The organism is Myxococcus sp. CA033 (genome assembly GCF_013336625.1).
GTDB classification, from domain to species: domain Bacteria; phylum Myxococcota; class Myxococcia; order Myxococcales; family Myxococcaceae; genus Myxococcus; species Myxococcus llanfairpwllgwyngyllgogerychwyrndrobwllllantysiliogogogochensis.
The window spans coordinates 74878-94580 of sequence record NZ_JABUMU010000012.1; the positions used below are offsets into that span (position 1 = coordinate 74878).

Sequence of the window (19703 nt, forward strand, 5' to 3'; positions counted from 1 at the left end):
TGCCGGAGTTGCCGGTGCAGTACGCGGACTACGCGGTGTGGCAGCGGGAGTGGCTGAAGGGGGAGGTGTTGGAGGAGCAGTTGTCGTGGTGGAGGGCGAGGCTGGCGGGAGCCCCAGAGGTGCTGGAGGTGCCGACGGACCGACCGAGGCCGGCGGTGCAGGGGTATCGCGGTGCGAGCGTGGCGGTGAAGCTGTCCTCGGGGCTGAGCGAGAAGCTGAAGCGCTTGAGTCGGCAGGAGGGCGTGACGCTGTACATGACGTTGCTGGCGGGCTTCCAGGTGCTGCTGGCGCGCTACAGCGGACAGTGGGACGTGGTGGTGGGTTCGCCGGTGTCTGGGCGGACGACGAAGGAAGTGGAGGGCTTGATTGGCTTCTTCGTGAACACGCTGGTGGTGAGGACGGAGGCGTCGAGCGAGCTGACATTCCGCGAGATGTTGGGGCGTGTGAAGGAGTCGGTGCTGGGAGCCTTCGGGCACCAAGAGGTGCCGTTCGAGAAGCTGGTGGAGGCGTTGCAGTCGAGCCGTGACTTGAGTCGCGCGCCCCTGGTCCAGATTGCCTTCGGCTTGAACGGGCCCGCTGAGTTGCCGGCGCTGCCGGGGTTGTCCTCGGTTGAGGTGACGTACGAGCCGGGCATGGCGAAGTTCGACCTCGCGCTGTCGGTGCGTGAGGACGCGGAGGACCTGACGGGCTTCTGGGAACTCAACACGGACCTGTTCGACGCGGCGACCGTGGAGCGCATGGCGGCGCACTTCCAGCAAGTGCTGGAGGCGGCGGTGGAGAATCCGGAGGCGAGGCTGAACGCGCTTCCGATGTCGGGGCACCAAGAAGTGCCGGTGAAGGTGCCGGTTGTTCGTCTCCAGGCTCGGCGGTTGGACCGGCTGGCTCCGGAGGTCGTGCCGGAGGGGTTCATTGCTCCGCGGACGGCCATCGAGGAGCTGGTGGCGGCAGTCTGGGCTCCACTGCTGGGCGTGAGGCACGTGGGGGCCGAAGACAACTTCTTCGAGCGGGGAGGGCACTCGCTGCTGGTGATGCAGGTGGCCTCGCGGCTGCGCGAGGTGTTGGGCCGAGAGGTGTCGGTGCGGACGCTCTTCGAGGCGCCCACTGTCGCCACGCTGGCCAGGAGCCTGGAGAGCGGTGGTACCGGGCAAGGACGGCCAGCGCTGGTGCCCACGACTCGCACGGAGGCTCCGCCCCAGTCGTTCGCACAGCAGCGCCTGTGGTTCCTGGACCGGCTGGAGCCGAACAGCCCGCTCTACAACATTCCCCTCGCGATACGACTGACGGGGGCGATGGACGTCGCCGCCCTGGAGCGCTCCTTCCACACGTTGGTCCGTCGCCACGAGTCCCTGCGGACGACCTTCGAGCAAGGCGACCAAGGGGCGGTGCAGCACATCCAGCCCTTCGCGCCAGTGCCGCTGCGAGTGGTGGACCTGAGTGGCCTCCCTAGCGAGACCCGAGAGCAACAGGCGCTCCGACTGGGGGGCGAGGAAGGACGGCGCCCGTTCGACCTGGGAACGGGCCCGCTGCTGCGAGTGACGCTGTTGAAGCTGAGCGAGCAGGAGCACGTGTTGGTGCTGGTGCTGCACCACATCGTCGCGGACGGCTGGTCGATGGGCGTGCTCACGAAGGAGCTGGAGACGCTCTACAGCTCCTTCGTGAAGGGCGAGGCCGCAACGTTGCCGGAGTTGCCGGTGCAGTACGCGGACTACGCGGTGTGGCAGCGGGAGTGGCTGAAGGGGGAGGTGTTGGAGGAGCAGTTGTCGTGGTGGAGGGCGAGGCTGGCGGGAGCCCCAGAGGTGCTGGAGGTGCCGACGGACCGACCGAGGCCGGCGGTGCAGGGGTATCGCGGTGCGAGCGTGGCGGTGAAGCTGTCCTCGGGGCTGAGCGAGAAGCTGAAGCGCTTGAGTCGGCAGGAGGGCGTGACGCTGTACATGACGTTGCTGGCGGGCTTCCAGGTGCTGCTGGCGCGCTACAGCGGACAGTGGGACGTGGTGGTGGGTTCGCCGGTGTCTGGGCGGACGACGAAGGAAGTGGAGGGCTTGATTGGCTTCTTCGTGAACACGCTGGTGGTGAGGACGGAGGCGTCGAGCGAGCTGACATTCCGGGAGATGCTGAGGCGTGTCCGGGACGCGGTCCTGGGCGCGCTCACGCACCAGGAGGTGCCGTTCGAGAAGCTGGTGGACGCGTTGCAGTTGTCTCGCGACTTGAGCCGCTCGCCGTTGGTGCAGGTGTCCTTCGCGCTCCAGAGTGCGCCGTCGGGGGCCCTCTCGTTGCCGGGGCTCACGCAGCAGCCGATGGACCTGGGAACGAGGACCGCCAAGTTCGACCTCGCGTTGTCCATGGGAGAGGACGCGGAGGGACTGTCAGGCACCTGGGAGCTGAACACGGACCTATACGACACGGCGACCGTGGAGCGCATGGCGACGCACTACCAGCGGTTGCTGGAGGCGGTCGTCGAGGTGCCGGAGGCGACCCTGCGTGCGCTGCCGATGCCTGGGCATCGCGAGGTGCAGGAGAAGGCTGTCGGTTCCCGCATCCAGTCACGCCAAGGCGAGCGCGTGATTCCGGAGCAGGGGTTGGAGGACTTCATCGCGCCCAGGACCGCGATGGAGGAGCTGGTGGCGGAGACCTGGGTCCCGCTGCTGGGCGTGAAGCGGTTGGGCGCGGAGGACAACTTCTTCGAGCGGGGAGGGCACTCGCTGCTGGTGATGCAAGCCGCGTCGCGGCTGCGAGCGGCGTTGGGGCACGAGGTTCCGGTGCGCATGCTCTTCGAGGCACCCACGGTGTCCTCGTTGGCCACGAGTCTGTCCGTGTTGGCGCGGGGTGGGCTCGGGGTTCGGAGTCCGCCGCTGCTCCCCGCATCGCGGGTGGATGCACCACCCCTGTCTTTCGCGCAGCAGCGCTTGTGGTTCCTCGACCGGCTGGAGCCGAACAGCCCGCTCTACAACATCGCCCTGGCCGTGACGATGGAGGGCGTGCTCGACATTGGCGCGCTGGAGAAGGCGTTCCATGCGCTGGTTCACCGCCACGAGTCCCTGAGGACGACGGTCCGACAGGTTGCGCTCGGTGCGGTCCAGCACATCAGTCCTTCCATGGCGGTCCCGCTGCCCGTGGTGGACCTGCGCGGGCTGCCCGTGGAGGCCCGAGCGCATGAAGCCTTGAGGCTCGGGATGCAGGAGGAACGGCGTCCTTTCGACCTGGGCACGGGTCCGCTGCTGCGAGTGACGCTGCTGAAGCTGAGCGAGCAGGAGCATGTGCTGGTGCTGGTACTGCACCACATCGTGTCCGACGGTTGGTCGATGGGCGTGCTCACGAAGGAGCTGGAGGCGCTCTACACCGCCCATGCGAAGGGCGGGGACGCGGCGTTGCCGGAGTTGCCCGTGCAGTACGCGGACTACGCGGTGTGGCAGCGAGAGTGGCTGAAGGGGGAGGTGCTGGAGGAGCAGTTGTCGTGGTGGAGGGCGAGGTTGGAGGGCGCCCCCGAAGCGCTGGAGCTGCCGACCGACCGACCGAGGCCCGCGGTGCAGGGGCATCGTGGCGCGAGCGTGGCGGTGAGGCTGTCCTTCGAGCTGAGCGAGAAGCTGAAGCAGTTGAGCCGGCGGGAAGGTGTGACGCTGTACATGTCACTGCTGGCGGTGTTCCAGGTGCTGCTGGCGCGCTACAGCGGACAGTGGGACGTGGTGGTGGGTTCGCCGGTGTCTGGGCGGACGACGAAGGAAGTGGAGGGGCTGATTGGCTTCTTCGTGAACACGCTGGTGGTGAGGACGGAGGCGTCACGTGCGCTGACGTACCGGGAGCTGCTGGCCCAGGTCCGGGAGTCGGTGCTGGGCGCCTTCGCGCATCAGGAAGTGCCGTTCGAGAAGCTGGTGGACGCGTTGCAGTTGTCTCGAGACTTGAGCCGCTCGCCGTTGGTGCAGGTGTCCTTCGCGCTCCAGAGTGCGCCGTCGGGGGACCTGTCGTTGCCAGGGCTCGCGCTGCGTCCGCTGGACCTGGGGACGCAGGTGGCGAAGTTCGACCTCGCGTTGTCCGTGCGAGAGGACGCGGAGGGAATGGCGGGGTACTGGGTGTTCAACACGGACCTGTTCGACACGGAGACCGTGGAGCGCCTGGCCATCCACTACGAGCGGTTGCTGGAGTCCGCCGTGGCGATGCCCGAAGCGCGGCTGGATGCGCTCGGGATGCCTGGGCACATTGAAGTGCCGGAGAGGACTCCGTCCGTTCGCATCCACGCCCATCGCACGGAGCGGCAGGATTCCGAGCAGATGTCGGAGTCCTTCATCGCGCCCAGGACGGCGATGGAGGAGCGGGTGGCGGAGATCTGGGCTCCGTTGCTCGGCGTGAAGCGCGTTGGCGCGGAGGACAACTTCTTCGAGCGAGGAGGGCACTCGCTGCTGGTGATGCAGGTGGCCTCGCGGTTGCGCGAGCTGCTGGGCCGCGACGTGCCAGTGCGGGTGCTCTTCGAGGCACCCACGGTGTCCGCGCTGGCCTCTCGATTGGATGAACTCTTGAAGGACGGGCTCAGGACAGGTCGTCCAGAGTTGGTCCGCACGGAACGGACGGAGGCACTGCCTCAGTCCTTCGCGCAGCAGCGCTTGTGGTTCCTCGACCGGCTGGAGCCGGGTGGCTCGCTCTACAACATCGCGCTCGCGATGAAGCTGGAGGGCGTGCTCGACGTGAAGGCTCTGGAGCGTGCCTTCAATGAGCTGGTCCGTCGTCACGAGACCCTGAGGACGACCTTCCATCAGCATGCGCAGGGGGCCGTGCAGCGCATCCACGCCGCCGCGTCCCTGCCGTTGTCCGTGGTGGACCTGAGTGGCCTCCCCGTCGAAACCCGAGAGCAAGAGGCCCTCCGACTGGGAGCCGAAGAAGGGCGGCGTCCGTTCGACTTGAGCGCGGGCCCGCTGCTGCGAGTGGCGCTGCTGAAGCTGAGCGAGCAGGAGCACATCCTGGTGCTGGTGCTGCACCACATCGTGTCCGATGGCTGGTCCACGTGGGTGCTCACGAAGGAATTGGAGACGCTCTACGGCGCCTACGTGAAGGGCGAGGCCGTGACGCTGCCGGAGTTGCCCGTGCAGTACGTGGACTACGCGGTGTGGCAGCGGGAATGGCTGACGGGGGAGGTGCTGGAGGAGCAGTTGTCGTGGTGGAGGACGAAGCTGGCGGGAGTCCCCGAAGCGCTGGAGGTGCCGACGGACCGGCCGAGGCCGGCGGTGCAGGGGTACCAGGGCGCGAGCGTGGCGGTGAAGCTGTCCTCTGAGTTGAGCGAGAAGTTGAAGCAACTGAGCCTGCGGGAGGGCGTGACGCTGTACATGACGCTGCTGGCGGGCTTCCAGGTGCTGCTGGCGCGCTACAGCGGACAGTGGGACGTGGTGGTGGGCTCGCCAGTGTCGGGGCGGACGACGAAGGCGGTGGAGGGGCTGATTGGCTTCTTCGTGAACACGCTGGTGGTGAGGACGGAGGCATCGGGTGAGCTGACGTTCCGGGAGATGTTGGGGCGTGTGAAGGAGTCGGTGCTGGGGGCCTTTGGGCACCAGGAAGTGCCGTTCGAGAAGCTGGTGGAGGCTCTGAGCCTGAAGCGCGACATGAGTCGCGCGCCGTTGGTCCAGGTGGTGTTCCAGCTCTTGAACACGCCTTCGGGAGACCTGTCGTTGTCCGGTCTCACGCAACGCCCGTTGGACCTGGGGCTTCGTGCCGCCAAGGTCGACCTCGCGCTGGGATTGAGAGAGACCGCCGACGGTATCGAGGGAGGACTCGAGTTCAGCAGCGACCTGTACGACGTCGCGACCATGGAGCGCTTCGGAGAGCACCTGGAGCGCCTGCTGGAAGGCGCGGTGACCGAGCCGGGCCGGCGACTGCGAGACCTTCCGCTTCTGAGTGTGTCCTCACGACAGTCGCTGCTGGCGCGGGGTGGCAGCGAAGCGCCCTTCGAGGGTGAGTGCCTGCACCGGTTGTTCGAGGCCCAGGTCGCACGAACGCCCGAGGCAGTGGCGGTGGAGATGGAGGGGCAGACGCTGACCTACGCCCAGCTCGACCGGAGAGCCCACAAGTTGGCCACGGTGTTGCGCAAGTGGGGCGTGAGGCCCGACGTGGTGGTGGGCCTGTGCCTGGGGCCGAGCCTCGACTGGGTCGTGGCGATGCTCGCCATCCTCAAGGCGGGCGGCGCCTACCTGCCGATGGACCCTGAGCATCCACCGGAGCGCCTCGCGTACATGCTGGATGACGCGAAGGTCGCGCTGCTGGTGTCGCGCTCGGAAGAGGCGTCGCAACTCGCCTACTCGGGGGCCACCGTGTTGCTGGATGAAATCGGTGAGCTCGATGACCTGGTGGGCGGGGAATCGCTGGCGCCCGAAGTCACGGCGCGAAACCTCGCGTATGTCATCTACACGTCGGGGAGCACGGGGCGCCCGAAGGGGACGCTGCTGACGCACCGGGGAGCCGCGAATCTGGCTGAGTCCTTCCCCTCGGTGCTCGGTGGCCTTGGCCCGGGCGACAGGACGTTGATGTTCGCGACGGTGAGCTTCGATGCCTCCGTGGCGGAGGTCTTCCCCGCACTGCTGAACGGGGCGACGCTGGTCCTGGCGCGGCGCGCGCAGATGGCACCTGGAAGGCCATTGACGGAGTTGCTCGCGCGCGAGCGAATCTCCGTGGCGACCCTGCCGCCGTCGGTCCTGGCGATGATGCCGGTGGTCGAGCTTCCCAGGCTTCGAGTCCTGCTCTCCGCCGGCGAGTCCTGCACCGAGGAACTGGTGGCACGGTGGAGCCCGGGGCGACGTTTCATCAATGGCTATGGCCCGACGGAAGGAACGGTGGCCGCGACCTGGGGCGAGTGCTTCCCGGGAACACGTCCCACGATTGGCAGGCCGTTGCGCAACGTGGTGGTGCGGGTGATGGATGACGCGGGCAATCTGGCTCCCACTGGAGTCTGGGGCGAGCTGTACCTCGGTGGCGTGGGACTGGCGCGAGGGTACCTGGGGCGTCCGGACCTGACGGCCGAGCGCTTCGTCCCGGACCCGTATGGTGAAGGGGGACGGCTATATCGAACGGGTGACGTGGTGCGGCTGCTCGAAGACGGAAGGTTCGAGTACCTGCGCCGTGCCGATGCCCAGGTGAAGGTGCGCGGTGTGCGCGTCGAGCCCGCGGAGGCGAGTGCCGCGCTCGCGGCGCATCCGGAGGTCCGCTCCGCCGTGGTCATGGGCCGGGAAGACACGCCGGGAGACATGCGGCTGGTGGCGTATGTGGTGCCGACGGAGGAGGCCACGTTGACGGCCGATGTGCTGCGCGCGTGGTTGAAGCGCTCGTTGCCGGAGCCGTGGATTCCGTCGGTGTTCGTGGTGCTGCGCGAGTTGCCGCTCACACCGAATGGGAAGGTGGACTGGAAGGTGCTGCCCTCGCCAGAGGCGCACCGGCCAGAGCTGAGCGGTGGCTACGTCGAGCCTCAAGAAGGCCTGGAGCAGGTGATCGCCCAACTGGTGGCGGAGGTGCTGAAGCTGGACCGCGTGGGCGCGGACGACAACTTCTTCGACCTGGGCGGCAACTCACTCCTGCTCCAGATGTTGCAGATGAAGCTGGAGGAGCGACTGGGGCGCAAGGTGCCGTTGGTGTCGCTGCTCCAGTTCCCCACCGTGCGCACGCTCGCTGCTCAGTTGGGGCCCGCCCCGGAGCCGGAGGCGCCTCGCCAGCCCGCGACTTCCGGAGACAGGCGTGAGGGCCTCCAGCGATTGGCACAGCAGCGGCGGCGGCGACCGGGCTCGGATTAACGCAGCAAGCGCGCCAACTTCGCTCCGAGCACCTCGACATGGGGTGCTTGCAGCATCGTGTGGTGGTCGCCAGGGACGACCTCCACGCGCGCCGCCGCGCCCAGGTCCAACCAGCCGAGTTCCGGGTGAGGTGGGAAGCCGGGAGGTGGCTGTTGGGCGCGGAAGTATTGGAACTCGCCCCCGCTCCAGCGCGGCGGCACGTAGAGACTCAATGCCCGCGTGTTCGCGCGCAGCACGTCCAGTTGTCTGCGGGCCGCTTCGAATTCCGAGAAGGGGGGCTCGATACCGTCCCGCGCCGCTTCCTCCTGGAGCAGGCGGAACTGCTCTTCGACGGACAAGTCCTTCGGCCACTCGGTGGAAGGTGTGAACGTCTTCCCCGCGCGGAAGGTCAGCAGCGAGACCTGGTCCGCGAGCTCCGCGGAGACGTGCCCAGGTGGCGGCGTGTCCAGGAGCGCGCACAGGGGCACGCTCTCGCCTTCAGCCGACAGTCGGCGCGCCATCTCGTAGGCGATGGTTCCACCCAGGGATGCACCCACGAGCAGATAGGGACCTCGGGGCCGTACGGTGCGAAGCGCCGTGAGGTAGTGCTCCGCCATCTGCTCCACGGTGGTGTGGCACGAGGTGCCCGAGTTGAGTCCCGCCGACTCGAAGCCGTACATGGGCCGCTCGGGAGCGAGGTGTCTCGCCAGCTCACGGTAGAAGAGCACCTGTCCACCGGCTGCATGCACGAAGAAGACAGGCACCCCGTAAGTTCCCTCCTGGAGTCGCACGAGGCAACTGGGGGCCGTGGGCGCGGCGTCGCGAGCACCTTCTCCAATGCGCGCGGCGAGTCGCGCGATGGTGGGAGATTCCAGCACGGCCTTCAGTGGAAGCCGCGCTCCAAGTCGGTCCTCGATACGGGCACTCAATCGCAAGGCGAGGAGGGAGTCGCCACCCAGCGCGAAGAAGTCGTCATGGATGCCGATGTTCTCCAGGTGGAACGTGAGCCGGAAGCACTCGAGCAACACCTGCTCCGTGGCATCGCGAGGCGCCGAGGCGCGCGGGCCCTCGTCGCGACCCATGGCGGGCCGCACTTCTTCGCGGGCTTCCACGGCACGAGTGGTCGAGGGCGCCGTGGGAGCCGTGGCGGGCTCAATCCAGTGTCGCTCCCGGTCGAAGCTGTAGCCCGGCAGTGGGACGCGTCGGCGCCGCTCTCCGGCGCGGAAGCGCTCCCAGTCGATGGTGATGCCCGCGAGCCAGGCCTCTCCGAGTGACGCGAGTGGATGCGGGGGCTGCTCGGCGGAGGCGGACGCCAACGTGGAGAGGACGGGCTGCGAGGTGCGGGTCGGATGTCGCCGCGCGAGCGAAGACAGCGCCGTGCCCGGGCCAACTTCGATGAAGGCGCGGTCTCCCGTGGAGAGCAGCAGGTGAAGTCCGTCGGAGAAGCGGACTGTCTCGCGCAGATGGCGGCACCAGTACAGTGGGTCCGCTGCTTCGCGCTCGCCGAGCCAGCGCCCGGTGACGCTCGACACCACGGGCAACTTGGGGGCACGGGGGGAGAAGCGGGAGACCACGCGTGCGAAGTCCGCCAGATGTGGTTCGAGCATCACCGAGTGCGCCGCGCGACTCATACGCAGTCTCCGCGTCTCGACGCCTCGCGTGGCGAGCGCGGTCTCCAGGGCATCGAGCGCCTCCAGCGGGCCCGAGAGGACGCAGTCGGAGGGTGTGTTGATGGCCGCCACGGACAGCAGGGGATTCAGCAGGGGCTCCACCTGGGCCAGCGGCGCGAGGACCGCCGTCATCCCGCCAGGAGGGAGCCGCTCCATGATTCTGCCGCGCGCGGCGACCAGCTCCAACGCCTCTTCGAGCGTGAAGACTCCGGCCAGACAGGCCGCGACGTACTCGCCCAGGGAATGGCCGAACAGCGCCTCGGGCTGGACACCCCGGGACAGCCAGAGCTGCGCCAGCGCCCAGTCACAGGTGAACAGCGCCGCCTGGGTCCACACCGGACGTGCCAGCTCACGAGCCGCCGTGTCGTAGCGCTCCGGGGGCGCGAACATCACCTCGCGCAGGTCACCACCGAGCGGGGCACGCAGCAATGCGGCACATCGGTCCACGGCTTCGCGGAACGCGGGCTCACCGAGCAGCTCCGCGCCCATGTTCACTCGCTGCGTGCCTCCGCCCGGGAACAGGAAGACGGCGCTTCTTCGCTCTGCTTCATCGAAGGCGGTGCGAGGTCGAAGTGGGTCGCCCTGGTGCCTCAAGCGCGCGGAGGTCTCCGAGAGCGTGCTCGCGGTGACGAAGCGTCGCCAGCCGAAGCGATTGCGTCCGACTTGAAGGGTGTGGGCCACGTCCGCGAGCGCGGCCTGGGTGTGGCCCAGGTGCTCGGACAGCGCCGTGGTCATCCGCTCCAGCGCGGCCTCGGACCTGGCGGACAGCAACACCAGTTGTTGTTCCGCACGAGGCGGGTCGCTCGCCGGAGTGGGGGCCTCTTCGAGCACGACGTGTACGTTGGTGCCGCCCATGCCGAACGAACTCACCCCCGCGCGTCGAGGGCCCGCGCTGTTCCAGGGACGAGGCTCGGCCACGACGTAGAAGGGACTGCCCGCGAGCTCCAGCAGGGGATTGGGCTGACGGAAGTGGACGGTGGGCGGAAGCTGTCGGTGCTCCAGCGCCAGCACCGCCTTGATGAGTCCGGACACTCCGGCCGCCGCGTCGAGATGGCCCAGGTTGCTCTTCACCGAGCCCAGGCCGATGGTGCCGGGGGCCACGCCTTGGAAGACCTGCTTGAGCGCGGTGACCTCGACAGGGTCTCCCAGCGGCGTGCCCGTGCCGTGGGCTTCGATGAAGGAGATGGAGCGGGGTTCGACTCCGGCCAGGGCCAGTGCATCGCTGATGGCGGCGACCTGCCCGGAGACGGACGGCGCGGTGAAGCCCGCCTTGCTGCTGCCATCGTTGTTGGCGGCGGAGCCGAGGATGACCGCGCGAATCGGGTCTCCATCCGCGAGCGCGTCCTCCAGTCGCTTGAGGAGCACCACGCCGACACCGTTGCCCGGCACGGTGCCCGCCGCCTGGGAGTCGAAGGCGCGGCAGTGTCCATCAGGTGAGGAGATGCCTCCCTCCTGCGTGGGGTACGCGACGAGCTGCGGAGAGCGCACGGCCGCGCCTCCCGCGAGCGCGAGGTTGCACTCCCCCGCGAGCAGCGCCTGACAGGCGAGGTGCACCGCGGTCAGCGATGTGGAGCACGCCGTCTGCACCGTCATCGCGGGCCCGGTGAGGTTCAGCTTGTAGGCCACGCGCGTCGCCAGGAAGTCGCTGTGCGTCCCGAGGATGCTCTCCGTCCAGTCGCTGGAGCGCCGCTCCATGCTGGGCAGGACGTTCGTCAGGAGATAGGTGCTGAGCGAAGCGCCGCCATAGATGCCCACGTGCAGCGGCCGGGCCCGCGCGGCATACCCCGCGGACTCGAGCGCCCCCCAACAGCACTCCATGAAGAGGCGTTGCTGGGGGTCGAGCTGCTCGGCCTCGCGAGGGGAGTAGCCGAAGAAGCGCGCGTCGAAGAGGTCGGCATCCGCGATGACACCCGCCGCCGCGACCCAACCTTCGTCCGAGGGAAGTCCGGCCTTCGCGCGCTGCTCGGCATCCAGCACCGTGACGGATTCAACGCCCGAGATGAGGTTGGACCAGAATCGCCGTGCGTCCGAAGCGCCCGGAAAGCGCAGCGACAGCCCGACGATGGCGATGGCCGTCGGGCCGGGCGGCTCATGAGACACGTTCTCACCCATCCCCGGACTAGAGCATGGCTGGATGCGCGAGTTGAACGTGGATGGCCTCGTACGCTGATAAAACTGATTTAAGCTGGAATAACAGTCGCTGCGGAGGGTCCGCCATGAGTGCGCCCGAGGTGAAGCGAGAGGTAACGAAGGTGCATGGCCTGCCCCCGTTGGTGCCCGTGCCGAGGGACTCGCCTCCGCCGTTGTCCTTCGCCCAGCAGCGCCTGTGGTTCCTCGCGCAGGTGGACGCGGGTGGCTACTCCTACAACGTGCCCTTCTTCGCGCGCCTGAAGGGACGGCTCGACGTAGCGGCGCTCGAGCGCGCCCTGACGGCGCTGGTGATGCGGCATGAAGTCCTGCGCACCACGTTTGGTGAAGAGGCGGGGCGGCCGGTGCAGCGCATCGCGCCCGACGTCGCGGTGACATTGCTCGTGGAGCCCGTGGCAGGAGAGGACGAGGTCCTGCGCCACGCCGAGGCAGAGGCGCGTCGCCCGTTCGACCTGAGCGCTGGGCCGATGCTGCGCGCGCGGTTGTTGAGGGTGAGCGAAGACGAGCACGTGCTGATGTTGATGCTCCATCACGTCTCGTGTGACGGCTGGTCCATGGGGGTGATGGAGCGCGAGCTGCGAGAGCTGTATGGCGCCTTCACCGAGGGCCGCGCGCCGACGTTGCCCGGGTTGCCGGTGCAGTACGCGGACTATGCGCTGTGGCAGCGCGAGTGGCTGAAGGGGGAAGTGCTGGAGTCGCAGCTCGCGTGGTGGAAGGCGCTGCTGTCGGGAGCCTCTCCCGCGCTGGAGCTGCCCGTGGACCGGCCGAGGCCGCCGGTGCAGACGTTTCAGGGGGCCACCGTGGTGATGCCCCTCTCGCCGTCGCTCTCGCAAGCGGTGAAGACGCGGGGCCGCGCCGAGGGCGTGACGCCGTTCATGCTGTTGCTGGCGGGCTTCCAGGTGCTGCTGTCCCGGTACAGCGGCCAACGGGACGTGGTGGTGGGGATGCCCATCTCCGGGCGGAACCGACGCGAGCTGGAGAGCCTCATCGGCTTCTTCGTCAACACGCTCGCGCCGAGGCTGGACGTGGATGGGGAGGAGTCATTCCGGGCGATGCTCGGACGGGTGCGTCGGATGTGTCTGGGGGCCTACGCGAATCAGGACGTCCCGTTCGAGACGGTGGTCGAGGCGATGCGGCCGGTTCGGGACTTGAGTCGCTCACCGCTGTTCCAGGTGATGTTCGTCATCGAGGGGCCGCGCGCCCTGCCGTCCCTGCCCGGGCTCACGGCGAGCCAGGTGGTCTTCGACTCCGGCATGGCGAAGTTCGACCTCACGTTCTTCCTGCGAGAGACGGCCGAGGGCTGGGTCGGCATCTGGGAGTACAACAAAGCGCTGTTCGACGAGGCGACCCTGCGGCGGATGGCGGGTCACTACGTCACGTTGATGGAGGGACTCCTCGCGGACCCGGGGCGACGCGTCGGCGATGTGTCGTTGCTGGACGATGCGGAGCGGCGCGCGTTGCTGCGTGAGTGGAGTGGACGCGCGGATTCGAGCGCCGTGCCCGGCTTGATGCACGCGTGGGTCGAGGCGCAGGTGATGCGCTCGCCCGATGCCGTGGCCGTGACGGACGGACAGTCGTCGCTGACGTACGCGAGCCTGGAGCGGCGTGCGAATCAGCTCGCGCATCACCTGCTGGCGTTGGGCGTACGGCCCGGAGGCACGGTGGGCCTGTGCCTGGAGCGGGCCTCCCTGGAGATGCCGGTGGCGGTGCTGGCGACGCTGAAGGCCGGCGCGGCCTTCCTCCCGTTGGACCCGAGCTATCCATCACAGCGCCTGGAGCAGATGTTGGAGGACACGGGTGCGCCCGTGGTGCTGGTGCACGGTGCGCTGGAGCGCGCGTTGCCCGAGCGCACGGGGACACGGCGCGTCCGGTTGGAAGAGGAGGCGGGACGGATCGAGGCGCGGCCCATGCACGCTCCGGCCGTTCCGCTCTCACCGGAGACTCCCTGTTACTTCGTCTACACGTCGGGGAGCACGGGGCGGCCGAAGGGCATCCTCATGTCCCATCGCGCGGTGGGGAACATGCTGCGCTGGTTGCTCGCGCGCACCGTGGACGCGGGAGCGACGACGCTCCAGTTCGCCTCGCTGAACTTCGATGTGTCGTTCCAGGAGTTGTTCGGGACGTGGTGCCTGGGAGGCACCGTGCTGCTCGTGGGGGAGGAGGAGCGAAGGGACCCGGTGGCCTTGCTGCGACGCATGGTGACTCACGGCGTGGGGCGGTTGTACCTGCCCTTCGTGGCGCTCCAGGCGTTGTGCGAGGTGGCGCAACACGAAGCCGTGCTGCCGCCGCTGCGCGAAGTGGTGACGGCGGGTGAGCAGCTGCAGGTGACTCCCGCGCTGGTGTCCTTCTTCGAGCGGCTGCCGGGGTGCGTGCTGGAGAATCAGTACGGCCCTTCGGAGGCCCACGTCGTCACGGCCTGGAGGGCGCATGGACCGCCCGCGACGTGGCCCGCGCTGCCTCCGGTAGGCGTGCCCATCTCGAACGTGAAGGTGTACGTGCTCGACGAGCGGGGTGCTCCGAGTCCCGTGGGTGTGGTGGGAGAGGTGTACGTCGGGGGCGCGAGTCTCGCGCACGGTTACTGGGAGCGGGCGGAGCTGACGGCGGACCGGTTCATTCCGGATGCGCTGAGTGACGAGCCGGGCGCGAGGCTGTATCGCACGGGGGACAAGGCGCGGTGGTTGGGGGATGGGAATCTGGAGTTCCTGGGGCGGGTGGACGGGCAGGTGAAGGTGCGCGGCTTCCGAGTGGAGCTGGGCGAGGTGGAGGTGGCGCTGAAGGCGCTGCCGGGGGTGAAGGACGCGGTGGTGGTGGTGCGGCAGGAGGAGGGTGGGGAGAAGCGACTGGTGGGCTACGTGGTGCACGCGGAGCCGTGGGACGCGGAGGCGTTGAGGTCGCGACTGGAGCAACGGCTGCCGGAGTACCTGGTGCCGAGTGTCCTGGTGCGCCTGGAGGCCCTGCCGCTGGCTCCCACGGGCAAGGTGGACCGCAAGGCGCTGCCCGCACCGGGACGCCATCAGCTCGCGTCACGCAGGGCGCACGAAGGTCCGCGCGACGAGCTGGAGCGGATGCTGGTGCGCGTGTGGGAAGAGGTGCTGGGCGTGAGCCCCGTGGGGGTGACAGAGGACTTCTTCGCGCTGGGCGGCCACTCGCTGATGGCCATTCGATTGCTCGCGCGCATCCGGGGCGCGGTGGGCCGGGTGCTACCGGTGGCAACGCTCTTCCAGCGCGCGACGGTGGAACATGTCGCGTCCGTGTTGCGTCGGGAGTCCTCGATGTCCGCCTGGAGTCCGCTGGTGCGATTGCAGGAGGGACAGGGACAGCGGCCCTTCTTCTGTGTGCACGCGGTGGGCGGAACGGTCCTGAGTTACGCGGAGCTGGCGAAGTCGTTGGGGCCCGAGCAGCCGTTCTTCGGGCTCCAGTCGCGGGGGCTGGAGGGAGATGTGCCTCCGTGCGAGCTCATCCCGGAGATGGCGAGCCTCTATCTCTCAGCGATGAGGGAGGTGCAGCCACGCGGGCCGTATCGGCTCGGAGGTTGGTCGATGGGGGCCAGCATCGCGTGGGAGATGGCGCACCAGCTCCAACAGCAAGGCGAGCGGACAGAGGTGCTCGCGCTCATCGACGGCTTCGTGCGTCCGTTCGATGGAGAGGGCGCGGCGCCTGGGCACGATGAGGCCCGGCGTTTCGGCGCGATGTTCTACACGGACCTGATGCGCGCGGCGGGGAACGCTGTCGCGATGACCGACGAGGAACTCGCCCGAGAGGACCCCGAGACGCTGATGCGCACCCTGGCGGCGGCGAACCCGAGCGGAGTCCAGTCACTCGAAGCCCTGCGCCGGGTCTTCGAGGTGAACCTCCTGGCGGCGTGGAGCTACGTGCCGGCTCCCTACTCGGGGCCTGTCCTCTCCATCGAGGCCACGGGCACCACGCGTGTGCACGGCTGGGAGCAGGTGGCGACGGGCGAACTCACCGTCCACGCGATTCCCGGTGACCACTACTCCATCTTGCGCGGCCCCGACGTGACACGGCTCGCGTCACTGCTTCGTGAGCACCTCGGGCGGGCTCGGGGCCTCACGACGCGGTGAGGATGGCGGCACCCCGGAATTGCATCCCAGGCTCGAATGGCACGCCGCTGGATGCTCGAAGCAACCCCAGACTGCTCAATACCGACGGACGCTCGGCTCCGGGCCGGAGCCTCGGATGCGCCAGACGGTGAGGCGCTGCGAGTTGGTGTGGCTCACCACCATGCCATCCTGCTGCATCTGCTCCAGCAGACGGTTCGTCTTCAGGCGGTCCAGGCCCACGGCCTTCGCCAGCACGTCACCGGGCAGGCCGGTGATGTTGCGGCGCAGCTCGTTGACGATGGCCTTCTTGAACTCGTTCTTCTGCAGGCCGTCCAGGTCCTGCGTCTTCCACGCCTGGAGGACGCCCGCGGTGATGAGCACCAGCGTCAGCACCGCCACCAGCGGGTAGATGATGTGACTGTTCTGCTCCAGAATCTCGAAGTACTTCGGAGACATGGAGGAGACAGGACGGGTGTAGTCCGGAACTATCTGCGCGAGCAGGCCGGAGAGCTGCAAGGACAATGCGGGAAAGGTCGCCACGGCTCCCCAACTCTAGGGGGAGCCGCGCCTGCCCCGCAACTCGCACGCCGCGTCAGATGACGCCCATGGCCTCGGAGGCGCCCTCGGCGAACAGCGTCGTGTCCGCCTTGGCCAACAATGTGGCGAGCCCCTCGCGCGACTGGGCGCTGATGGCCACCCCGCCCCGCGAGCGCAGCAGCGCCTCCACTTCCTCCGCCGGCATCAGGTCCGCCTTGTTCCAGACCATCAACCGGGGCTTCTCCATCAAATCCAGCGACGAGAGGATCTTCTCCACCGCCTCCACCTGCTCGTCCCTCGCCGGGTCCGCCGCGTCCACCACGTGCAACAGCAGCGTCGCGTCGTACAGCTCTTCCAGCGTGGCGCGGAAGGCCGCCACCAGGTCCTTGGGCAGGTCCCTGATGAAGCCCACCGTGTCGGTGATGATGACCTCGCGCTCCTGAGGGAAGCGCAGCCGGCGGCTCGTCGGGTCCAGCGTGGCGAACAGCTTGTTCTCCGCCAGCACCTGCGCGTTGGTAATCGCGTTGAGCAGCGTGGACTTGCCCGCGTTGGTGTAGCCGACGATGGAGATGACGGGCAGCTCGCGCCGGTTGCGCTGTGCACGCCGCACGCTGCGCTCCTTGCCAATCGCGTCGATGCGCTTCTCCAGATGGGTGATGCGCTCGCGCACCCGGCGTCGGTCGATTTCGAGCTTCGTCTCGCCAGGGCCTCGTCCGCCGATTCCACCCGCGAGCCGGCTGAGCGAGTCGTCGCTCTGCACCAGCCGGGGCAGCCGGTACTTCAGCTGCGCCAGCTCCACCTGGAGCTTGCCCTCCGCGCTCTGTGCCCGCTGCGCGAAGATGTCGAGGATGAGCTGCGTGCGGTCCAGAATCTTGAGGCTGGTGGCCTCGCCGATGTGGCGCCCCTGCGAGGGGGTGAGGTCCTTGTCGAAGATGAGCAGGTCCACCATGGACTGCATGGAGCGCAGGTTGAGGTCCTCCAACTTGCCCCGACCGATGAGGTAGCGAGGGTCCGCCTCGCGCTTCACCTGGAGCACGCTGTCGACGACCTCCACCCCCGCGGTGCGGGCCAGCTCCCGCAGCTCCGCGAGGCTCGCTTCCGCCCGCCCCCGGTTCCCGTCCAGGCACACCGCGACGAGGATGGCCTTCTCCCTCCCGCCCACCGCGCGCGCCGCAGCCTTGCGGCTGAACTCCTCCTCCAGCGCGCCCAGCGTGTCCGTCAGGTCCGGCTGCTCGCCGTGTACGGAGGGCAGGGTGGAGACGTGCCAGAACTCGCCGGTGCCGTTCTCCGGCACCAGATAGGCGTAGTGCAGCACGCCCGGCAGGCCCTCCTGGCCCACGCCCACGGCGGCCACGCAGTCCAGGCGCAGGAGCGCGAGGTCCGTCAGGTCGTCCTTGGTGAGCGGTTCGCTCTTGAGGTGCGTATGCACCAGCCGCAGGCCACGCAGACGCACCTGGCCCGCGCGGGCACGGCCAATGTCGGGCAACTCGAGCTTGTGGGCGTTGCCCACCACCACGTGCTCGATTTCACCCTTGCGGTTGATGAGCACGCCCACCTGGCGGTTCGTCTCGTGGGACAGCTCGGTGAGGTGGCGGGCGAGCTCGGGCGACACGATTTCGTGTGGAGACACGCGCCGGCGGAAGGTGTTGCGCAGCCGGTGTTGCTCGTTCGCCTTGAGGCCCAGGGTGTTGCCGAAGATTTCCTTCAAACGCTTGCTCCTCTGACGAGGACCGGCCGTCCTCGTCCTTCCCGGCACTGTATACGGCGCCGCGTCCGGGTGGCTGACACCGCCGTTGCCGGCCGGATTGCCGGAACCGTAGTGAACACACGGCCCTTGCGCGCTGTTTCCATTTCCGTCCTAGGCTGCCGTGCGTGAGTCACTCGGGACGTAACGCCCTGCGCGCCGCGAAGCGCGTGGTCGTGAAGATCGGCACCAACGCCCTCACCCATGCCACCGGCCGCTTCAACCGCGAGCACTTCGTGGCGCTGGGCAGGGATTTGCTGTGGGCGGCCCAGGGCCGCGAGCTGGTGGTGGTGTCCAGCGGCGCCATCGCCCTGGGCGTGGAGCGACTGGGCCTGTCCGCTCGGCCAAGGGACATCCCAGGCAAGCAGGCGTGCGCCGCGGTGGGACAGAGCCGGCTCATGCAGGCCTACGAGGACGTCTTCGGGGGGCAGGGGCAGGTGGTGGCTCAGGTGCTCCTCACCCACGAGGACATGCGCGACAGGCGGCGCTACCTCAACGTGAAGCACACGCTGGAGCGCCTGCTGTCCGCCAGTGTGGTGCCCGTCATCAACGAGAACGACACCGTCTCCGTGGATGAGCTGAAGTTCGGCGACAACGACACGCTCGCGGGACTGGTCGCGGGCGTGGTGGAGGCCGATGCCCTCGTGCTCCTCTCCGACGTGGATGGCCTGCACACCGCCGACCCGCGACGGGACGCGGGGGCCCGCCTGCTGGAGACGGTGGAGGCGGTGACTCCCGAGGTCCTGGCACTCGCCGGAGGCACCTCCAGTGGCGTGGGCACGGGCGGCATGGCGACCAAGGTCCGCGCCGTCGCGAGCGCCGCGGAGCAGGGCATCCGGGGCGTCATCACCTCCGGCTCCGTGCCCGGCCGCCTGCGCGCCGTGCTGGAGGGCGAGCCCGTGGGCACCCTCTTCGAACCCACGGGAGCGCGCAGGGGTTCGCGTGCCGCGTGGATTGCCCATGCGCTGCGCCCGTTGGGCACACTCACCGTGGATGCCGGGGCACGCGAGGCCATCGTCCAGGGCAAGCGCAGCCTGCTGCCCAGCGGGGTGCGCGGCGTGGAGGGGGACTTCGACCGGGGCGACCCGGTGGATCTGGCGGACGAGTCGGGAGCGGTGTTCGCGCGGGGCCTCGCCTCGTACGACGCCCTGGAGCTGAGGCGCATCGCCGGACGGCGGACGTCCGACATCGAGTCGGTGCTGGGCTACCGCTACCTGGACGAAGCCGTGCACCGCGACGACCTGGCGGTGCTCTAGCGCTGCTGGACGGGAGGGACGCGGGTCAGATGGAGCAGGCGGAGGAGCCGTTGCCGCCATCCGTGCCCAGCTGCATCAGCGCGCGGAACTCCGGAGAGTCCACCTTCATCAGGAGCAGGGACACTTCCAGCTCCCCGGGCACGCGGCCGAGCTGCAGCTTGCGCTGCTGCCCGTGGAGGAGCGCGAGCTCGGAGTGGCCCTTGGCTTCTGGCAGGAGCAGGTCCAACTGGAGGAGGAACGATTCGCCGTCCGCGCGGGGCATCAGCACCAGTCGGTAGTCGGCGAGCGGAGCTCCGGGCCGGCGGCGCTCGGCGCGCAGCGTGCGACCCGTCTCTCCCAGGAGCTTGGGTTGGGCCACCAGTCGGCCTTCGCGCCAGACTTCCACGGCGAAGTAGAGAGGCTCGGCTCCAGCGGACGAAGGCATCACCCCACAGGCCAGCCCCAACAGCAGTGCCAGCCCGGCAACCACGTTACGGAAGGTGCGGTACATGGTGAGGTCCCTTCTGAAGCTGGCGCAGGAATATCCCAAGTCGCGCCCGTAGTGCGAGCCC

General features: G+C 68.6%; 7 protein-coding genes. 3 read left to right on the forward strand and 4 right to left on the reverse strand.

Annotated elements, in window-relative coordinates; all coding sequences use genetic code 11:
• Window positions 1–14: 14 nt before the first annotated feature.
• The gene (locus HUA78_RS25830; RefSeq protein WP_371745661.1) at window positions 15–7757 is read left to right on the forward strand and encodes an amino acid adenylation domain-containing protein; all 7743 of its coding nucleotides are present in this window, start codon (window positions 15–17) and stop codon (window positions 7755–7757) included.
• On the opposite strand, the gene HUA78_RS25835 is transcribed toward HUA78_RS25830, so the two are convergent.
• Window positions 7754–11518 carry a type I polyketide synthase gene (locus HUA78_RS25835; RefSeq protein ID WP_174477376.1) on the reverse strand — a complete coding sequence of 1255 codons (3765 nt, stop codon included), beginning with the start codon at window positions 11516–11518 and terminating at the stop codon, window positions 7754–7756. The genes HUA78_RS25830 and HUA78_RS25835 overlap by 4 nt on opposite strands.
• Window positions 11519–11622: 104 nt before the next feature.
• Between HUA78_RS25835 and HUA78_RS25840 the strand changes: the two genes are divergently transcribed.
• Window positions 11623–15636: a non-ribosomal peptide synthetase gene (locus HUA78_RS25840; protein WP_174477377.1), complete on the forward strand. Its 4014-nt coding sequence runs from the start codon at window positions 11623–11625 to the stop codon at window positions 15634–15636.
• A gap of 75 nt (window positions 15637–15711) precedes the next feature.
• On the opposite strand, the gene HUA78_RS25845 is transcribed toward HUA78_RS25840, so the two are convergent.
• Window positions 15712–16155, reverse strand: coding sequence for a hypothetical protein (locus tag HUA78_RS25845; RefSeq protein WP_371745662.1), 444 nt, complete (start codon window positions 16153–16155; stop codon window positions 15712–15714).
• Between the two features lie 52 nt (window positions 16156–16207).
• The gene (gene hflX / locus HUA78_RS25850; RefSeq protein ID WP_174454758.1) at window positions 16208–17860 is read right to left on the reverse strand and encodes a GTPase HflX; all 1653 of its coding nucleotides are present in this window, start codon (window positions 17858–17860) and stop codon (window positions 16208–16210) included.
• A gap of 164 nt (window positions 17861–18024) precedes the next feature.
• Here hflX and proB point away from each other — a divergent pair, with 164 nt between their 5' ends.
• Window positions 18025–19152 carry a glutamate 5-kinase gene (proB, locus tag HUA78_RS25855; protein WP_371745663.1) on the forward strand — a complete coding sequence of 376 codons (1128 nt, stop codon included), beginning with the start codon at window positions 18025–18027 and terminating at the stop codon, window positions 19150–19152.
• A gap of 25 nt (window positions 19153–19177) precedes the next feature.
• On the opposite strand, the gene HUA78_RS25860 is transcribed toward proB, so the two are convergent.
• Window positions 19178–19642 carry a hypothetical protein gene (locus HUA78_RS25860; RefSeq protein ID WP_141642701.1) on the reverse strand — a complete coding sequence of 155 codons (465 nt, stop codon included), beginning with the start codon at window positions 19640–19642 and terminating at the stop codon, window positions 19178–19180.
• Between the last annotated feature and the right edge of the window lie 61 nt (window positions 19643–19703).